At 68.1% G+C, this 19,284-nt stretch carries 11 protein-coding genes and 3 rRNA genes; 8 read left to right on the top strand and 6 right to left on the bottom strand.

The features are described from left to right. Positions 1–2: 2 nt before the first annotated feature. Positions 3–1,382: a serine/threonine-protein kinase gene (locus AB8735_RS21315; protein ID WP_372408803.1), complete on the bottom strand. Its 1,380-nt coding sequence runs from the start codon at positions 1,380–1,382 to the stop codon at positions 3–5. 405 nt (positions 1,383–1,787) lie between these two features. Here AB8735_RS21315 and AB8735_RS21310 point away from each other — a divergent pair, with 405 nt between their 5' ends. From AB8735_RS21310 to AB8735_RS21280, 7 genes are all read left to right on the top strand, one after another. Then, on the top strand, positions 1,788–2,096 hold the full coding sequence (locus AB8735_RS21310) for a hypothetical protein (protein WP_344026158.1): 309 nt from the start codon (positions 1,788–1,790) through the stop codon (positions 2,094–2,096). 237 nt (positions 2,097–2,333) lie between these two features. Further along, on the top strand, positions 2,334–3,167 hold the full coding sequence (locus AB8735_RS21305) for a hypothetical protein (RefSeq protein WP_372408802.1): 834 nt from the start codon (positions 2,334–2,336) through the stop codon (positions 3,165–3,167). Next, the gene (locus AB8735_RS21300; protein WP_372408801.1) at positions 3,157–4,533 is read left to right on the top strand and encodes a hypothetical protein; all 1,377 of its coding nucleotides are present in this window, start codon (positions 3,157–3,159) and stop codon (positions 4,531–4,533) included. The genes AB8735_RS21305 and AB8735_RS21300 overlap by 11 nt, the downstream gene beginning before the upstream one ends. Before the next feature lie 2 nt (positions 4,534–4,535). Then, on the top strand, positions 4,536–6,089 hold the full coding sequence (locus AB8735_RS21295; protein ID WP_344026191.1) for an SCO6880 family protein: 1,554 nt from the start codon (positions 4,536–4,538) through the stop codon (positions 6,087–6,089). Between the two features lie 96 nt (positions 6,090–6,185). Next, the gene (locus AB8735_RS21290) at positions 6,186–7,592 is read left to right on the top strand and encodes an ATP-binding protein (protein WP_344026164.1); all 1,407 of its coding nucleotides are present in this window, start codon (positions 6,186–6,188) and stop codon (positions 7,590–7,592) included. Positions 7,593–7,594: 2 nt separating this feature from the next. Further along, positions 7,595–8,995, top strand: a complete 1,401-nt coding sequence (locus AB8735_RS21285) for a type VI secretion protein (RefSeq protein ID WP_372408800.1) — start codon at positions 7,595–7,597, stop codon at positions 8,993–8,995. Between the two features lie 292 nt (positions 8,996–9,287). Continuing rightward, entirely contained in the window at positions 9,288–10,382 is a 1,095-nt protein-coding gene (locus AB8735_RS21280; protein ID WP_372408799.1) for a hydroxyacid dehydrogenase, read from the top strand. A 72-nt stretch (positions 10,383–10,454) separates the two neighbouring features. On the opposite strand, the gene rrf is transcribed toward AB8735_RS21280, so the two are convergent. From rrf to AB8735_RS21255, 5 genes are all read right to left on the bottom strand, one after another. Continuing rightward, positions 10,455–10,571, bottom strand: a 5S ribosomal RNA gene (rrf, locus tag AB8735_RS21275). 74 nt (positions 10,572–10,645) lie between these two features. After that, a 23S ribosomal RNA gene (locus AB8735_RS21270) occupies positions 10,646–13,768 on the bottom strand. A gap of 273 nt (positions 13,769–14,041) precedes the next feature. After that, positions 14,042–15,567: ribosomal RNA gene (locus tag AB8735_RS21265) — 16S ribosomal RNA — on the bottom strand. The 16S, 23S and 5S rRNA genes sit together here, the layout of an rRNA operon. 539 nt (positions 15,568–16,106) lie before the next feature. Then, complete coding sequence (locus AB8735_RS21260) at positions 16,107–16,544, bottom strand: EamA/RhaT family transporter (protein WP_372408798.1); 438 nt, start codon at positions 16,542–16,544, stop codon at positions 16,107–16,109. A gap of 10 nt (positions 16,545–16,554) precedes the next feature. Next, positions 16,555–16,878 (bottom strand): SH3 domain-containing protein, encoded by a 324-nt coding sequence (locus AB8735_RS21255; protein ID WP_344025692.1) that lies wholly within the window; start codon positions 16,876–16,878, stop codon positions 16,555–16,557. Positions 16,879–17,057: 179 nt separating this feature from the next. Between AB8735_RS21255 and AB8735_RS21250 the strand changes: the two genes are divergently transcribed. Then, a complete protein-coding gene (locus AB8735_RS21250; RefSeq protein WP_372408797.1) occupies positions 17,058–19,253 on the top strand; it encodes a PQQ-binding-like beta-propeller repeat protein in 2,196 nt (731 codons plus the stop codon). Positions 19,254–19,284 lie beyond the last annotated feature (31 nt).

Genomic DNA, 19,284 nt, shown 5'->3' with positions numbered 1-19,284 from the left:
CGTCACCCGCTTCCGGTGCCGTGGCCGCCGTGCCCGCCCTTCCCGTGCCGGGGACCGGCCGTGGGGGTCATGTGGCCCACGCCGTCCGCGCCACCGCTCTCCCGGGGCGCCACCTCGTTCATCTCCTCCGACTGGCGGTCCTCGCGGCGGCCGCCCCCGTCGTCGTCGCCGTCCGAGGTGAAGACCGAGGCGCCGATGACCGCCGCCACCGCGAAGGCCACCGCCCCGGCGACCGCGCCGGCCAGCGTCTTCGGCGAACGCACGCGCCCGGCCGGGCCCTTGCCCCGGCTCCCGCCCCCGTCCCGGCGCCGCCCGGGCAGCGCGGCGGAGGTGCGCGTGGCGGGCGAGCCGGGGAGCGCGTACGTCGTGACGCTCTCCTGGTGGACCAGGGCCCCGGGCGCGGCCGGCGGCCGGGGCGGCACGGACGGCGGTCCGGCGGGCACCGGCGGCACCGCTCCGGACTGCGGCATGGCGCCCATGGGTGCCGAGGCCGGGACCGGGGCCGGGATCGGGGCCGGGGGCATCGCGCCCATCGGCGCCGAGAACTGGCCGTTCGGCGCCGAGGATTGACCGTCGCGCCACGACGGACCCGCGAACCAGTCCGCCACCTCCTGCGCACTCGGCCGCGCCTCCGGCTCCTTGGCGAGCATCCGCAGCAGATAGGCGTCGAGCGCGTACGGCACGTCGGCCCGGTGCTGCCGGGGCGGCACGGGAGGCGAGTCGACATGGAGGTAGAGGAGCGAAGTGGGGCTCTCGGCCCAGAACGGCGGCTGCCCGACCAACAAGTGGTAGAGCACGCACCCCAGCGCGTAGACGTCCGACGCCGGGCCCGCCACGCGCCCCAGCGCACGCTCCGGGGCGAGATAGGTGCTCGTGCCGACGATCTGGCCGGCGCGGGTGAGCTGGGCCGAGGTCTCGTCGACGAAGCGGGCGATGCCGAAGTCGCCGATCTTCAGCGTCCCGCTGCGGTCCAGCATCAGGTTGCCCGGCTTGATGTCGCGGTGGACCACCCCCTGCCGGTGGGCCGCCGCCAGGCCCGCCGCCGACTGGGCGGCGATGTCCGCGACGCCGGCCGGGGAGAGCGGGCCCCGGGCGGCCAGCTGCTGGGCCAGGCTCGGCCCGTCCACCAGCTCCATGACCAGGTAGAAGCGGCCCTCCCAGGAGCCGAAGTCGTAGACGCCGACCACTTGAGGGTGATTCAGACGGGCGGCGGTCTGCGCCTCCAGGCGGAAGCGCTGGGCCGCGGAGTCCTCGCCGTCGTCGCCGAGGAGCAGCTTCACCGCCACCTGACGGCCGAGCACCTCGTCCTGGCCGCGCCAGACTTCGCCCATTCCGCCGCGGCCGAGCAGCTCCCCCAACCGGTAGCGTTCGGCAACCAGCACCCCTACCACCCCTGAACTCGACGCACCCGACGACCCAGGCGATGAGTGCGATGAACGCGATGAACCAGCCCGGCGGCCGCGGTCCGCGGCGCGTGCGGAGACGGCCCCCACAGCCTACCGACCGAACGCGCGATTCCTTGAACATCTGTACACCCCCCGGCCATCACGCCCATTGCCCACCGTGGGCGTGCGTGATACACAGAGTCACCATAGGGCTACCCACTGACATCGGCCCGCCCCTCCGCAGGGGGCGCCCGGAGCGCGCGTGCCACCGGCATGTGCAGGTCTCGTCAAAAAATGCCGCCAAGTCGACATACAAGGGCGGCCGCGTCAGCGAAGATAGGTACCGACCTTTGCCGTGCGGCATGGGCGGTGCAACTACCCTCAAGGGGCGGTGAGTTACGCATGTTCTTGGCAGCCGGAAAAGGCGACATCAACACCATTATCGGTGGAATCGCCCCGAACTGGGGGCCGTTCGCCAACCTGGGCCGCGAGGCCCGCGTGATGATCGAGGTCATCATGGCCGTATCGATCCTGCTCTGCCTGGCCATCGCGATCTGGGGCGCGGCGAAGCAACGCATCGGCGCGACGGCGCTGCGGGACACGTTCAGCGCCGAGCAGGGCAAGGGGCTCATCGTCGCCGGGCTGACCGGGGTGTTCATCATCGGTTCCCTGGGGACACTCTTCACCATCGTCTACGGCATGGCGGTCTGAGCGGGTGCCGCCGGGCCCACCGCCCCGGCCCGGCGGCACCCCGCACCGTCCGATCCCTGCCGCATCCCCCGTCCCCGCACCCGGCTCGCGGCGCACCGGTCCGTCCGAGCCCCCCACCCGAGGCTGCTTCCTGATGCCCCCTCACTCCCTCACGCACTCCCCCGGGAAACCGCGCGCACCGCTACCGTCGTCTCATGGCGGCAGGCCCGCGACGACGCATGAGGAAGCAGGCACGCGATGAGTCCCGGTGACGACGGCGGCTACGAGACCGACGACCGCCATTTGACGCGTACGCGGCTGCCGGAGGGGGAGATTTCGGATCCGTACGCGCCGTCGCGGCGCGGCGGCGTCCGGCCGAGCCGGAACCTCATCATGGTCGTGGCGGTGGTCGTGCTGCTGGTCGCGGCGATCGCGTTCGCGAACCGGGGCGGGGGTGACGGTACGTCAGGCGACGGCGGGAAGGAGACGGCCCAGGGGGCCGGCGGGGCGACGGCGCCGTCGGGCGTGAAGCCGGTGGAGGGGAAGAACGGGGGGATTCCGTCCGGGTTCGCCCGTACGGAGCAGGGGGCGCAGTCGGCTGCGGCGAATTTCGCGACGATTCTGGTGTCGGCCGACATCCTCAAGCCGAGCCGTCGGCACGAGATCGTCCCCCAGGTCTTCACCTCCGAAAAGGCGCCCGAGTTCCAGACCAAACTGGACGGCGCCTACTCGAAGGACTTCCTGTCCAAGCTCGGCCTGAACGAGAACGGGGAGGCCGGCAAGGGCAAGACCTACGTCTCGCGCACCGTGCCCGTAGGCGCCAAGGCCACCGAGTACAGCGACACCTCCGCTTCCGTGGACGTCTGGTGCACGGGCGCCTTCGGTACCGCAGGAGTCGGTTCGACGACCCCGGTCGCCAACGACTGGTTCACGATGACGATCAAACTCCGCTGGACCAACGGGGATTGGAAGGCAGAGGGCTTCTCCCAGAAGAACGGTCCGGCACCGGTCAACAGCGATCGGGCCGCCTCCTCGGCCGAGGACATCTCGAAGGCAGTCGAGCAGTACGGAGGGTTCACTTATGCCCGGTAAGCCCCGCCGTGGCGCCGCGCTCGCCGCCGTGCTGACGGGCATCCAGACGAGTCTCGTTCTCCTGAGCGCCCGTGCCTTCGCGGCGCCCACCCCCACGCCCACTACCACTCCGTCCCCCGGTGCAACTCCATCCCCTGGAGCCACTCCGTCCCCCGGCGCGACCGGTGCCCCCAGCCCGGGGTCGGTCCCCACCAAGGACAACTGCGACCTCATCGTCGGCCCCGCCCGCGACTACTGCCAGTCGGGCCACTCCACCTCCAAAACACCCCCCGACCCCACCGCCGCCCTCGACCCCGCCGCTGCCCTCGCCAAGGGCTGTGCCGAGGCCGCCACCTGGATCATCCAGAAGCTCTCCGGCGCCGTCCGCAACACCAGCAACGTCGACTTCACCAACGGCACCTTCCTCCGCCAGTACGCCGTCGTCTTCGCCGCCTCCACCATCCTCACCCTCGTCCTGTGGCTGCTGGCCGTCGCCAAGCGGGCCGTGCGCGGGGTGCCGTTCACGGAGGCGATCACCGAGGCCGTCGGGTTTCTCTGGCTGACCGTGCTCGCCTCCGCGTTCACGCCGCTGATCCTCTACACCGTCGTCCAGGCCACGGACGCGGTGACCGATGTGATCGCCGCGGGCACCGGTGAGAACAACGACCAGTTCTTCGGCGGGTTCGCCGACGCCCTCAAGAAGGGCGACGGCATCGGTGGCGGCCCGATCATGCTGATCGTCGTCTCCCTCGTCTCCGTGCTCGCCGCCGGCGTCCTCTGGCTGGAGCTGGTGATCCGCGCCGCCCTGCTCTACGTGGGGGCCCTGCTCGGCACGGCCGTCTACTCGGGGCTCGTCGACAAGAACATGTGGGGCCACGTCCGCCGCTGGGCGGGGATCATGATCGCGGTGATCCTCGTCAAGCCGATCATCGTGATCGTGCTGACGCTCGCCGGGGCGCTCTCCTCCGGTCAGGGCCCGAACGCCCTCTCCGCCGTCGTCTCCGGCCTCGCGATCATCATCCTCGCCATCTTCGCCAGCGCGATGATCTACCGCTTCGTCCCGGGCTTCGGCGACGAGATCATCAGCAGCCGCAACGCCAGCAAGGACGCCGCGTCCCGCCAGGCAGCCGCCGTGATCTCCTCTCCCGCCACGCTGGTCAAGCAGGGCATCAACACGCACAGTGCCCGCGGCGGCTCCCAGGCCGCCCAGGCCGGCCAGGCGGCCCGCCCGGCGAACCCGCTCTCCGGCGGCGTCGCCGCCCACAGCGCCCGCCGCTCACCCACCGGAACCCCCGGCGCCACAGGAGGCGGCAGCGGAAACGCACCCGGCTCCTCCGCGCCCCGCGCACAGAACAACGGCAAAACCTCTGGAGGTGAGCGGAGTTGACGATCGAGGCCCAGTCCCAGCCGATCGCGGCCCGCCGTACGTACCTGATCGGCCGCGCCCGCCCCAACGCGGTCGTCGGCAAGAACCGGGAGACCGGCGAGATCGGGCTGATCATCGCGGGTGCGTTCCTCGGCATGATGTGCGGCCTGCTCGTGCCGATCCTGCCCCTGAGGATCCTCACCCTCACCGGCTTCCCCGCCCTCGCCCTCGCCGCCGTGTACGTCCCGTACAAACAGCGCACGTTCTACAAGTGGTTCGAGATCAACCGCAGCTACAAGCGCACCGTGCGGCGCTCCCCGGCCTACCGCTCCGGCGCCGTCGAGGCCGGCACCCGCGCCGACGGCCGGGAGATCGAGATCGGCCCGCCGCCCGGCATCGGCCGGATCAACTGGCTGTCGGCGCCCTTCGGCCCCGACGAGATCGCCGTCCTGCTGCACGCGGACCGGCGCACCGTCACCGCCGCGATCGAGATCGAGGGCCCGGGCGTCGGACTGCGCGACTCCGAGGACCAGGAGGCGCTCGTCGAGCGGTTCGGCACGCTGCTCAAGCACGTGGCCAACGGCGACGGTTACGTCACCCGCCTCCAGATGCTGGCCCGTACACTGCCCGCCGACCCCGACGCGCACGCCAAGGACGTCGAGCGGCGCGGGGACGACAAGTCGCCGCAGTGGCTCAAGGACTCCTACGACCAGCTGCAGTCGATGGTCTCCACCTCCTCCGAGCAGCACCGCGCCTACCTCGTCGCGTGCATGCACTACACCCGCGAACTGGCCGCCGAGGCCCAGGCCATCGCCCGCGCCTCCCGGCACGGCGGCGGCCGCCGCAAGCTGGACCGCGACGGCGGGCTGGCCGTCGTGATGGCCCGCGAGCTCACGGACATCTGCGCCCGCCTCGCCGAGGCCGACATCCGGGTCCGCCAGCCGCTCGGCCAGAGCCGGCTCTCCTCCCTGGTGCACTCGATGTACGACCCGGACCACCCCATCGACCACATCCAGGCCATGACCGAACGCAACGCCTGGCCCGCCGAACTGGACGCCGTGCAGCCCACGTACCTCCAGGCGAAGACCCGTGAGTCGTCGACCCGCGAGCCCTGGTGCCACGCCACCGCATGGGTCAAGGAGTGGCCGATGACCCCGGTGGGCGTCAACTTCCTCGCCCCGCTGCTCGTCCACACCCCGGACGTGATCCGCACGGTCGCCGTCTGCATGGACCTCGAACCCACGGACGTCGCCATCGAGCGGATGCTCACGGAGAAGACCAACGACGACGCCGACGCCTCCCGCGCCGCCAAGATGAACCGCGTCGTGGACCCGCGCGACGTCGCCCACCACTCCCGCGTCGACCAGCGCGGCGAGGATCTGGCCAGCGGCGCGGCGGGCGTCAACCTCGTCGGCTACATCACCGTCTCCTCCCGCTCCCCGGAGGAACTGGCCCGTGACAAGCGGACCATAAGAGCGTCGGCCGGCAAGAGCTACCTCAAGCTGGAGTGGTGCGACCGCGAGCACCACCGGGCCTTCGTCAACACGCTGCCGTTCGCGACCGGCATCCGACGCTAGACGGGGCCGGACGACGCTGATGACCCCGCCGATGACGCCGATGACCCCGATGACGCCAGACGACGCCAGTTCCAGGGCCTGTTAGGGGCGACCGCCGTGCTCGATCCGCTCACCTCCCTCACCAACGCCTTCACCAGCTTCCTCTTCGGGAAGGTGGAGACGACGCGGCTGCCCGTCCGCACGTCCACCGGGCAGGCCCAGGCCGTCTACCTCCCCACGGCCGCGCCCGGCCTCGGGGACTCCGGCGTGATCATCGGGCGGGAGGTGTACTCCGGCAAGGGCTACATCTACGACCCCTTCCAGCTCTACGGCCAGCAACTCCCCGCGCCCCACTGGCTGGTGCTCGGCGAGTCGGGCAACGGCAAGTCCGCCCTGGAGAAGACGTACGTCCTGCGCCAGCTGCGGTTCCGCGACCGCCAGGTGGTCGTCCTGGACGCCCAGGGCGAGGACGGCGTCGGCGAGTGGAACCTCATCGCCCAGCAACTGGGCATAACCCCCATCCGGTTGGACCCCATGGCCGCCCTCGACGGCGGCATCCGCCTCAACCCGCTCGACCCGTCGATCACCACGACCGGCCAGCTCGCCCTGCTGCGCACGATCATCGAGGTGGCGATGGGCCGGGGCCTGGACGAACGTTCCGGCTTCGCGCTCAAGGTCGCCCACGCCGCCGTGACCCAGGGCATCTCCGACGACACGAGCCCGGACCGGCAGCCCATCCTCTCCGACATCGTGGAGCAACTGCGCCATCCCGAGGCCGAGTCGGCGGAGTCCATGAACGTCGACATAGACGACGTACGGGCCTGGGGCCTGGACGTGGCGCTGGTCCTCGACCGGCTCGTCGACGGCGACCTGCGCGGCATGTTCGACGGCCCGACGACGGCCGGCATCGACCTCGACGCCCCGCTGATCGTCTTCGACCTCTCCCACATCGACCGCAACTCGATCGCCATGCCCATCCTCATGGCGATCGTCGGGGTCTGGCTGGAGCACACCTGGATCCGGCCGGACCGCAAGAAGCGGATCTTCCTCGTCGAGGAGGCCTGGCACATCATCAACTCCCCGTTCGTGGCACAGCTCTTCCAGCGCCTCCTCAAGTTCGGCCGCCGACTGGGACTTTCGTTCGTCGCGGTGGTGCACCACCTCTCCGACGTCGTGGACGGCGCGGCGGCCAAGGAGGCGGCCGCCATCCTCAAGATGGCCTCCACCCGCACCATTTACGCCCAGAAGGCGGACGAGGCACGCGCCACGGGCCGGGTCCTCGGCCTGCCGCGCTGGGCCGTGGAGATCATCCCCACGCTCACACCCGGCATCGCCGTCTGGGACGTCAACGGCAACGTCCAAGTGGTCAAACACCTGATCACGGATGCGGAACGGCCGCTGGTCTACACCGACCGCGCCATGACCGAGGAAGGCGCCTCCGACCGCGAGCTGGAGGCGGCGGTGGCGGAACGGGCCGCCGCGGCGATGGAACGGTACCCGGACTCCCGCTCGACGGTGGCCTGACCATGGCCGAGGGGCAACGCACCCCGGGCGGCGGCGTCCCGGACGGCCTGCTGGTCGGCGCCATCGCGCTCCTGCTGGGGGTGACGCTGCTGGCCTGGACGGCCACCGGGCTGTCCGGCTTCTTCACCACCGGCGACTGGCCGGAGGGCGTGAGCCTGATGCACACCCCGCAGGCCATGCGCCGTCTGATGTCCGACCCCCGCGACCTGTCGACCGCCTGGCCGGACACCCCCCGGGAACAGCTGTCCGGGTACGGGCTGTTCTGGGGCGTGGCGATCAGCGAGGCGCTGGTGACGACGGTGCTGGCGGTGTTCCTGATAGGGACGGTGGGGCGGTGGCGGAGGGGACGGACACGACCGGGATCCGTCCCCGCGGTCCCCCCACAACCGTCGGCCGCCGAGCGCACGACTCCCCTTCCCTCTCCCTCTCCGCCTCCCCCCGCCCCCGAGCCGACCGCCCCCACTCCTCCCCCGGCCCCTTCTCCCCTCGAACGCGTCGTCTACCGGACCGACCGCCGTGCCCTTGCCGCCCGGGCCGTCCTGGACGCCTCCGGACCCGTCCTGGTCATCACCAGCGACCCGGGACTGTGGGCCGAGACGAAGGACGCACGCGCCAAGCTCGGCCCGGTCCGGACCTTCGACCCGGGCCATCTGCTCGACACCCCGGACCGCTTCCGCTGGAACCCGGCGACGGGCTGCGAATCCCGGGACACCGCCGCCGCACGGGCCACCGCGCTCCTTGCCCCCGTCCGCCCGCCCAGCACCCTCGACTCCCTCACGGCCGAGACCGCGGAGACGCTGCTGCGCTGCTGGCTGCACGCGGCGGCGGTGGACGGCCGCCCCTTCCGGCAGGTGCACCGCTGGGCACAGGGCGGCTCCGCGCACGAGGCCGTACGGATCCTGCGGACGAACCCCAAAGCGGCGGGCGGCGCGGCGGGCGAGCTGGAGTCGGCCCTGACCGGACATCCGGAACGCCACGACATGGCACGGAAGTTGACCTCCCGCGCCCTCAACTGCCTCTCGTCCGTCCACATTCGCGATGCCTGCAGCCCAAACCGGGCCGATGCGCTCGCGTTGGAATCATTCGTGTCCGAGGGGGGAACGCTGTACGTGGTGGGTGAGGCGATTGAGGATCCCCGCACCCGCCCGGGTGCGATGCCGCTGCTCACCGCACTCGCCGCGAACGTGGTCGAGCGCGGCCGGGGCGTGGCCGAACGGTCACCTTCCGGTCGGCTCGACCCACCACTGACGCTGGTGCTGGACGACGTCGCCGCGGTCGCCCCACTGCCGACGCTGCCGGAACTGGTGGCGGGCGGGGAGGAGTTGGGCCTGCCGACGCTGGCGCTGATGCGCTCGGAGGAGCAGGCGCGGTCGCGGTGGCCGCGCAGTGCGCTGTGTCGGTGAGGGGATTGTTACTCCCCGCCCCGCCCTTTCACCGTTTCCCGCAGGGGCTACCGCCCCTGCGCCACCCCGCTGCGCGCTGCCGCGCGCGGGGTCCCGCGCTCCGTGCGGGTGGGCGGGGCTTCGCCCCTGCGCCCCACCGGGGGCTGCGCCCCCTGGCCCCCTGAAGCGCCCTGCGGGCGCTGTCCTCAAACGCCGGACGGGCTGAAATGGCGCGCCGATCCAGCCCGTCCGGCGTTTGAGGACGAGCGGCGGAGCCGCGATATGGGGTCCGGGGCGGAGCCCCGAAGCAGGGGTGCAGGGGGCGCAGCCCCCGCCCTACCGCGGCGAAGCCGCGGTGCGGGCCCCGGGGCTTGCCCCGGAAGAAACGGTGAAAGGGCGGGCCAGGGGCAAAACCAACCCGTTTCACCCCCACCCTCCCGGGCACCCTCCGAACGTGACGGCCCCACCCCACGTCTTCCTGGACATAGGCTCCGACACAACCCCAGCCGTACTCCCCCCCGAACTCCGCACCCGCCTCCGGACATTGACCGAATTCACGGACTCACTACCCCGAGCAGACATCCTGCTCACAGGCTGGGGCCACGCCCTGCACCTCAACGAGTCCGTACTGGACCGCGCACCACGACTCAAAGCGGTGGTGCACGCAGCCGGCTCGGTGAAAGGACTCGTGACACCCTCCGTCTGGCAACGAGGAATCCTCGTCTCCTCAGCCGCCGACATCAACGCCCGCCCCGTAGCCGACTTCACCACAGCCCTCATCCTGCTCGCCGCCAAGAAAGCGCTGAGCGCGGGCCGTTCGGGCTGGCCCGGCTTCGCCGCACGCCGAGGTACGGACGGAACCGCCGTAGGAGTAGTGGGCGCGTCACGCATCGGCCGCCGCGTGACGGCCAGGCTCCGAGCCGCCGACAGCGGCTACCGGCTACTGCTCCACGACCCGTACGTCTCCGCCGTCGAGGCGGCCCACATGGGCGCCGAGCTCGTGGACATCCACACCCTGTGCACAAAGAGCACGATCGTCACACTCCACGCCCCTCAGCTCCCGGAAACCCGACACCTCCTGGACGCTCAGCACCTGGCCCTGATCCCGGCCGGCGGGACGGTCATCAACACGGCCCGGGGTTCCCTCATCGACACGGACGCCCTGATCCAGGAGTGTGCCACGGGCCGGCTGGACGCCTTCCTCGACGTCACGGACCCCGAACCACTCCCGCCCGGACACCCCTTGCTCTCACTGCCGAACGTCCTCGTCACACCGCACATAGCCGGCGCTCAGGGCAGCGAGATCCGACGCCTGGGGGAATTCGCGGTGGACGAGATCGGGCGACTGGTACGCGGGGAGCGGCTGTTGGGGGAAGTACGGCAGGAGGAGCTGGCCAGGTCGGCATGACCCCTCAACGCAAAAAAGCCTCGGGTCCGAATCAGATTTCTCCGACTCGGACCCGAGGCTTTATCAAATTTAGTTCGGCGGCGTCCTACTCTCCCACACGGTCCCCCATGCAGTACCATCGGCGCTGAAAGGCTTAGCTTCCGGGTTCGGAATGTAACCGGGCGTTTCCCTAACGCTATGACCACCGAAACACTACGAAACATATCAACAACCGGCAATGGTTGTTCGTGGTTTCAGAACCAACACAGTGGACGCGAGCAACTGAGGACAAGCCCTCGGCCTATTAGTACCAGTCAACTCCACCGGTTACCCGGCTTCCATATCTGGCCTATCAACCCAGTCGTCTACTGGGAGCCTTACCCCATCAAGTGGGTGGGAGTCCTCATCTCGAAGCAGGCTTCCCGCTTAGATGCTTTCAGCGGTTATCCCTCCCGAACGTAGCCAACCAGCCATGCCCTTGGCAGAACAACTGGCACACCAGAGGTTCGTCCGTCCCGGTCCTCTCGTACTAGGGACAGCCCTTCTCAAGACTCCTACGCGCACAGCGGATAGGGACCGAACTGTCTCACGACGTTCTAAACCCAGCTCGCGTACCGCTTTAATGGGCGAACAGCCCAACCCTTGGGACCGACTCCAGCCCCAGGATGCGACGAGCCGACATCGAGGTGCCAAACCATCCCGTCGATATGGACTCTTGGGGAAGATCAGCCTGTTATCCCCGGGGTACCTTTTATCCGTTGAGCGACGGCGCTTCCACAAGCCACCGCCGGATCACTAGTCCCGACTTTCGTCCCTGCTCGACCCGTCGGTCTCACAGTCAAGCTCCCTTGTGCACTTACACTCAACACCTGATTGCCAACCAGGCTGAGGGAACCTTTGGGCGCCTCCGTTACCCTTTAGGAGGCAACCGCCCCAGTTAAACTACCCACCAGACACTGTCCCTGATCCGGATCACGGACCCAGGTTAGACATCCAGCACGACCAGAGTGGTATTTCAACGACGACTCCACACACACTGGCGTGCATGCTTCACAGTCTCCCACCTATCCTACACAAGCCGAACCGAACACCAATATCAAGCTATAGTAAAGGTCCCGGGGTCTTTCCGTCCTGCTGCGCGAAACGAGCATCTTTACTCGTAGTGCAATTTCACCGGGCCTATGGTTGAGACAGTCGAGAAGTCGTTACGCCATTCGTGCAGGTCGGAACTTACCCGACAAGGAATTTCGCTACCTTAGGATGGTTATAGTTACCACCGCCGTTTACTGGCGCTTAAGTTCTCAGCTTCGCCCCACCGAAATGGAGCTAACCGGTCCCCTTAACGTTCCAGCACCGGGCAGGCGTCAGTCCGTATACATCGCCTTACGGCTTCGCACGGACCTGTGTTTTTAGTAAACAGTCGCTTCTCGCTGGTCTCTGCGGCCACACCCAGCTCAGAGTGCAAGACTCATCACCGGACATGGCCCCCCTTCTCCCGAAGTTACGGGGGCATTTTGCCGAGTTCCTTAACCATAGTTCACCCGAACGCCTCGGTATTCTCTACCTGACCACCTGAGTCGGTTTAGGGTACGGGCCGCCATGAAACTCGCTAGAGGCTTTTCTCGACAGCATAGGATCATCCACTTCACCACAATCGGCTCGGCATCAGGTCTCAGCCTTAACGTGTGACGGATTTGCCTACCACACGGCCTACACCCTTACCCCGGGACAACCACCGCCCGGGCTGGACTACCTTCCTGCGTCACCCCATCGCTTACCTACTACAAGTCTGGTCCGTCGGCTCCACCACTTCCCTTCACCCGAAGGATCCAGGACGGCTTCACGGACTTAGCATCGCCTGATTCGATATTGGGCGTTTCAAAGCGGGTACCGGAATATCAACCGGTTGTCCATCGACTACGCCTGTCGGCCTCGCCTTAGGTCCCGACTTACCCTGGGCAGATCAGCTTGACCCAGGAACCCTTAGTCAATCGGCGCACACGTTTCCCACGTGTGTATCGCTACTCATGCCTGCATTCTCACTCGTGAACCGTCCACAACTCGCTTCCGCGGCTGCTTCACCCGGCACACGACGCTCCCCTACCCATCCACACACCCGTTAGGGCTGTTGTATGAATGACACGACTTCGGCGGTACGCTTGAGCCCCGCTACATTGTCGGCGCGGAATCACTTGACCAGTGAGCTATTACGCACTCTTTCAAGGGTGGCTGCTTCTAAGCCAACCTCCTGGTTGTCTCTGCGACTCCACATCCTTTCCCACTTAGCGTACGCTTAGGGGCCTTAGTCGATGCTCTGGGCTGTTTCCCTCTCGACCATGGAGCTTATCCCCCACAGTCTCACTGCCGCGCTCTCACTTACCGGCATTCGGAGTTTGGCTAAGGTCAGTAACCCGGTAGGGCCCATCGCCTATCCAGTGCTCTACCTCCGGCAAGAAACACACGACGCTGCACCTAAATGCATTTCGGGGAGAACCAGCTATCACGGAGTTTGATTGGCCTTTCACCCCTAACCACAGGTCATCCCCCAGGTTTTCAACCCTGGTGGGTTCGGTCCTCCACGAAGTCTTACCTCCGCTTCAACCTGCCCATGGCTAGATCACTCCGCTTCGGGTCTTGGGCGCGCTACTGGGTCGCCCTATTCGGACTCGCTTTCGCTACGGCTTCCCCACACGGGTTAACCTCGCAACACACCGCAAACTCGCAGGCTCATTCTTCAAAAGGCACGCAGTCACGACACCGAGTGCAAGCACTCGATGCGACGCTCCCACGGCTTGTAGGCACACGGTTTCAGGTACTATTTCACTCCGCTCCCGCGGTACTTTTCACCATTCCCTCACGGTACTATCCGCTATCGGTCACCAGGGAATATTTAGGCTTAACGGGTGGTCCCGCCAGATTCACACGGGATTTCTCGGGCCCCGTGCTACTTGGGTGTCTCTCAAACGAGCCGCTAATGTTTCAGCTACGGGGGTCTTACCCTCTACGCCGGACCTTTCGCATGTCCTTCGCCTACATCAACGGTTTCTGACTCGTCCAACAGCCGGCAGACTGTTGAAGAGAGATCCCACAACCCCCACGACGCAACCCCTGCCGGGTATCACACGCCGTAGGTTTGGCCTCATCCAGTTTCGCTCGCCACTACTCCCGGAATCACGGTTGTTTTCTCTTCCTGCGGGTACTGAGATGTTTCACTTCCCCGCGTTCCCTCCACACTGCCTATGTGTTCAGCAGCGGGTGACAGCCCATGACGACTGCCGGGTTTCCCCATTCGGACACCCCCGGATCACAGCTCGGTTGACAGCTCCCCGGGGCCTATCGCGGCCTCCCACGTCCTTCATCGGTTCCTGGTGCCAAGGCATCCACCGTGCGCCCTTAAAAACTTGGCCACAGATGCTCGCGTCCACTGTGCAGTTCTCAAACAACGACCAGCCACCCGTCACAACCTGCCGAAGCAGACCTACACCGGGGCCGGCAGAAGGAACAGCCTCTCGGCCGTACCCTCAGACACCCAACAGCGTGCCCGACACTCTCCACCCAGGACTCACGTTCCACGCCGAAGCAGTACTAATGATCCCTTCCGGAAAGTGCCGAATAGTCAACGTTCCACCCATGAGCAACCGTGCAGAACGTTTGTCTGCAGTCGGCTATGTGCTCCTTAGAAAGGAGGTGATCCAGCCGCACCTTCCGGTACGGCTACCTTGTTACGACTTCGTCCCAATCGCCAGTCCCACCTTCGACGGCTCCCTCCACAAGGGTTGGGCCACCGGCTTCGGGTGTTACCGACTTTCGTGACGTGACGGGCGGTGTGTACAAGGCCCGGGAACGTATTCACCGCAGCAATGCTGATCTGCGATTACTAGCAACTCCAACTTCATGGGGTCGAGTTGCAGACCCCAATCCGAACTGAGACCGGCTTTTTGAGATTCGCTCCACCTCACGGCATCGCAGCTCATTGTACCGGCCATTGTAGCACGTGTGCAGCCCAAGACATAAGGGGCATGATGACTTGACGTCGTCCCCACCTTCCTCCGAGTTGACCCCGGCAGTCTCCTGTGAGTCCCCATCACCCCGAAAGGCATGCTGGCAACACAGAACAAGGGTTGCGCTCGTTGCGGGACTTAACCCAACATCTCACGACACGAGCTGACGACAGCCATGCACCACCTGTACACCGACCACAAGGGGGCGACCATCTCTGGCCGTTTCCGGTGTATGTCAAGCCTTGGTAAGGTTCTTCGCGTTGCGTCGAATTAAGCCACATGCTCCGCTGCTTGTGCGGGCCCCCGTCAATTCCTTTGAGTTTTAGCCTTGCGGCCGTACTCCCCAGGCGGGGCACTTAATGCGTTAGCTGCGGCACGGACGACGTGGAATGTCGCCCACACCTAGTGCCCAACGTTTACGGCGTGGACTACCAGGGTATCTAATCCTGTTCGCTCCCCACGCTTTCGCTCCTCAGCGTCAGTATCGGCCCAGAGATCCGCCTTCGCCACCGGTGTTCCTCCTGATATCTGCGCATTTCACCGCTACACCAGGAATTCCGATCTCCCCTACCGAACTCTAGCCTGCCCGTATCGAATGCAGACCCGGGGTTAAGCCCCGGGCTTTCACATCCGACGCGACAAGCCGCCTACGAGCTCTTTACGCCCAATAATTCCGGACAACGCTTGCGCCCTACGTATTACCGCGGCTGCTGGCACGTAGTTAGCCGGCGCTTCTTCTGCAGGTACCGTCACTTTCGCTTCTTCCCTGCTGAAAGAGGTTTACAACCCGAAGGCCGTCATCCCTCACGCGGCGTCGCTGCATCAGGCTTTCGCCCATTGTGCAATATTCCCCACTGCTGCCTCCCGTAGGAGTCTGGGCCGTGTCTCAGTCCCAGTGTGGCCGGTCGCCCTCTCAGGCCGGCTACCCGTCGTCGCCTTGGTAGGCCATCACCCCACCAACAAGCTGATAGGCCGCGGGCTCATCCTGCACCGCCGGAGCTTTCCACCACCAACCATGCGGTCAGCGGTCGTATCCGGTATTAGACCCCGTTTCCAGGGCTTGTCCCAGAGTGCAGGGCAGATTGCCCACGTGTTACTCACCCGTTCGCCACTAATCCACCACCGAAGCGGCTTCATCGTTCGACTTGCATGTGTTAAGCACGCCGCCAGCGTTCGTCCTGAGCCAGGATCAAACTCTCCGTGAATGTTTACCGGTAATCCGGTGCACACATCACGAGAGCGGAACAGCCAGGCGGAATAAGCCCGGCCGTTCACAGCGTCCTCGCTGTGTTTTTCAAAGGAACCTCATCCCAACCGGCAAAACCAGCCGGGACGGGGTTGTTTTATAGTCTGGCGTTGACTTTTGGCACGCTGTTGAGTTCTCAAGGAACGGACGCTTCCTTCGTACTCACCGAGACTCTGTCTCGGCTTTCCTCCGGGCGCTTCCCTTCGGTGTTTCCAACCTTACCAGATCCGTTTTCCGTTCCGTTTCCGGCTCGGAATCCATTTCCAGTCCCCGTTGGAGGGGGTTTGTTTCCCGCCTTCCGCTTTCGCGTCCCGGCGTGATCACTACTTTAGCGGATTTCCCCGGCGACTCCTAATCGGAGTCCGGAACCGAATTCCGGCATGCCGAAATTCATCCCGTTCAGGGGCCGTGCAGTAGTGGATCCCGCCGAGCTGGCGTGAAACGCCGCCCCGGCTTCCTCGCGGACGCCGTGGCAACTCGAAGAACTCTACACGAGGTTCAGGGGTGCTCACGCCCACCCCCTTCGTACTCCCGCCGGTGCAGCCCCTCCCCCGGCGCCTCCTGGAGCGCGCGCAGCGACCAGGCGAGGAGGACACCGACGAATCCGATGGCCATCAGTCCCGGCGCCGACCGCTCCGCGCTCTCGTCCCGCCCCGGGTCGGGGCGCCGGACGAAGCCCTCCCAGGTGCGGCGGAAGGCCAGCGCCGTACAGATGGTCACCGCCCCGACGACGAGCACGTTCACCAGGCCGCCGACCTTGGCGATGGCCAGGCCCTCGTAGCCGAGGCGCAGGAGGAGGGCGCCGGCCACCGCGGCCGCCAGGCCGCCCACGGCCACGCCGGCGCGGCGCAGGGCGTAGCCGCCGCCGTGCTCGACCCAGGTCGTACCGAAGAAACGGATGGGCTCCGGGGCCGGGGGACGGCGCTCTGCACTCATGTGCCGATTATCAGGAGCAGCTGCCCGCCACGAAGCCGCCGCTGCCCGTCTTCACATAGGAGTCGGAGATGTACTGCCCCGGTCCGATGTTGTCCCAGATGTCCGTCGTGCCGCAGGGGCCGGAGACGCTCTCGCCCCGGGTCTGGCAGCGGATCTGCACCCGGGAGCCCTTCGGCAGGACCTTGACCAGCGCGCTGCTGGTGCTGGGGCCGCGGCGCACGTTCACCTGGTAGCCGGGGGCGATGGCGTACGAGGCGAGGTCGACGGCCCGGAGCGCGGCGCCTTCCGGAGCGGCGACCGCGCCGGACCCCTCGGGAATCTCTTCGTTGGTCATGGAGCGTTCTCCCCCGTCCCTGAACGACCGTCCCTGAACGACCGTCAGCAGACTGTTGTTGACGGCTGAATGACATGCGCAGGCTAGCAAGGCCCGGCACGCCCTCCCGGGGATCCGGCGCCCCATCGACTAGGCTCCGCACGCCGCCTATGCGGCCGAGAGGACAACGGGGGTGGGGAATGCCGCCGCTGCGCGACACCGGGAGCGGGCTGGGAGCCGAGGATCCCGAGTACGCGGGTCGGTACCGCCTGGAAGGGCGTCTCGGCTCGGGCGGCATGGGCGTCGTGCACCTGGCGCACTCGCCGTCGGGGCTGCGCCTCGCGGTCAAGGTGGTGCACGCCGAGTACGCGGCGGATCCGGAGTTCAGGGCGCGGTTCCGGCAGGAGGTGGCGGCCGCCCGGCGGGTGAGCGGGGCGTTCACCGCGCCGGTGGTGGACGCCGACCCGGACTGCGAACGCCCATGGATGGCCACGCTGTGCATCGCGGGCCCCACCCTCGCCTCGTACATCAAGGAGCACGGCCCCCTCGGCCCGGACGCGGTGCGGCGGCTGGCCGCGGGGCTGGCGGAGGCGCTGCGCGACATCCACCGCGCCGGGGTCGTGCACCGGGACCTCAAGCCCAGCAACGTCCTGCTCGCCGGGGACGGTCCGAAGGTCATCGACTTCGGCATCTCCCGCCCGTACGACAGCGAGTTGCGGACCGAGACGGGGAAGCTGGTCGGCACCCCGCCGTTCATGGCGCCCGAGCAGTTCCAGCGGCCGCGCGAGGTCGGGCCGGCGGCGGACGTGTTCGCGCTGGCGTCGCTGCTGGTCCACGCGGCCACGGGGAGCGGGCCCTTCGAGTCCGACAGTCCGTACCTGGTCGCGTACCAGGTGGTGCACGACGAGCCGGAGCTGACGGGGGTGCCCGCCGATCTGGTGCCGCTGCTGCGGGACTGCCTGGCCAAGGAACCGGCGGACCGGCCGACGCCGGACTCGATCATGTCCCGGCTGCCGGCGCTGGAGGAGCACGAGCGGCCCACCGTGCCACGGCTGCCGGACGTCTCGTCCGCGGTGGACGCGCCGCCGACCCGTCCGTATCTCCCGGATCTCCCGGACCGGCGGCCGCGCCGGGCGGACACCCCCGTGACGCACTCCCGGTCCGCGCCCTTCGAACCGTCCGCCCCGCGTCCCCGGTGGCGGCGCACCTCGTGGTTCGCCGTCGGCACGCTCGTCGTGGTGGCGCTGGGTGTGGGCGCCGGCTGGGCGGTGAACCGGGCCGGTTCCGGGAGCGAGCCGCTGCAGACGCGGGCCTCCTCCGCGTCCTCGGGGGCGGCGTGGCATCCCTGGCAGGCGTCCCTCGGCAAGGACAGGGCGGGCCGCTGCTCCTACGCCGAGGGCGGCCTCTTCTGCTCGGCGCCCGGGCTGCTCGCCGCCCGCGTCGACGCCGACGACGGCAAGGCCGTCTGGCGGCGCGCGGCGTCGCCGGTCCGGTCGGGCAGTCCCGGGCCGCCGGACGCGCCCGTCGTCGGCGGCGGGCTGGTGCACGTCCTGTCGGCGGACGGCCGCGAGCTGCTGGCCCTCGACGCCGCCTCGGGCCGGCAGCTCCGGGCCCGGGACATGTCGGGGTATCTGGCGCAGGTCGTCCCCGCGGGCGACACGCTCCTGCTGACCGCCCGGGACGGCAGCGTGACCGCGCTGGACGCGCGGACCGGCCAGGAGCGCTGGCAGCACCGGATCCCCGGGTTCCGTTCCCCTGTCCTCTCCTCCTACGCCTCGTACGGCACCGGGCCCGTCTACGCGGTCGAGCCGGCGCCGGACGACCGGCACACGCGGGTGGCGGCCGTCGATCCGCCCTCCGGGCGCGTGCTCTGGCAGTGGACGGCGGACGGCAGCCTGCGGGCGGTGGGCGCCCGGGCGGACGGGGGGCTGCACCTGACCGCGACCGACCGGGACAACCGGGTGACCGCCGTCGTCCGCTACGACCCGGCGGCCCGGCGGGAACGCCGGGTTCTGTTGAAGGTGCCGCTGTACACGGCGAGTGCGGTGGCCCGCGGCGACGCGGTCTATCTGCTGGCCGGGGACGGCGGGCTCACGGCCGTGGACACGGAGCGGGGGCAGCGGCTGTGGACGCTGGAGACCTCGGTGTCCAACGCGTCGGCGCCGGTGACGGACCGGCGGCGGGTGTACTTCTCGGCTGCGGACGGCCGGTTGACAGCGGTGGACGCGGAGCGCGGGTCGCTGCTCGGCCAGACGCGGGCGCGGCCGACGGGGCCGGACCGGGGGTTCGCGGGGGAGGTGCCGGCGCCGGTGGTGGCCCGGGGGAGGGTGTTCGGGTCGGCGCCGGACGGGACGGTGTTCGGGGTGGGCGCGCGGGATGCCGCGCACTGGCGGTGAGCCGGCCCCGCCCCGCCCTTCCGCCGTTCCC

Source organism: Streptomyces luteireticuli, from assembly GCF_041519305.1.
In the GTDB taxonomy this organism is placed as follows: Bacteria; Actinomycetota; Actinomycetes; order Streptomycetales; family Streptomycetaceae; genus Streptomyces; species Streptomyces luteireticuli.
This window is presented reverse-complemented; position numbering and strand designations above follow the sequence as displayed.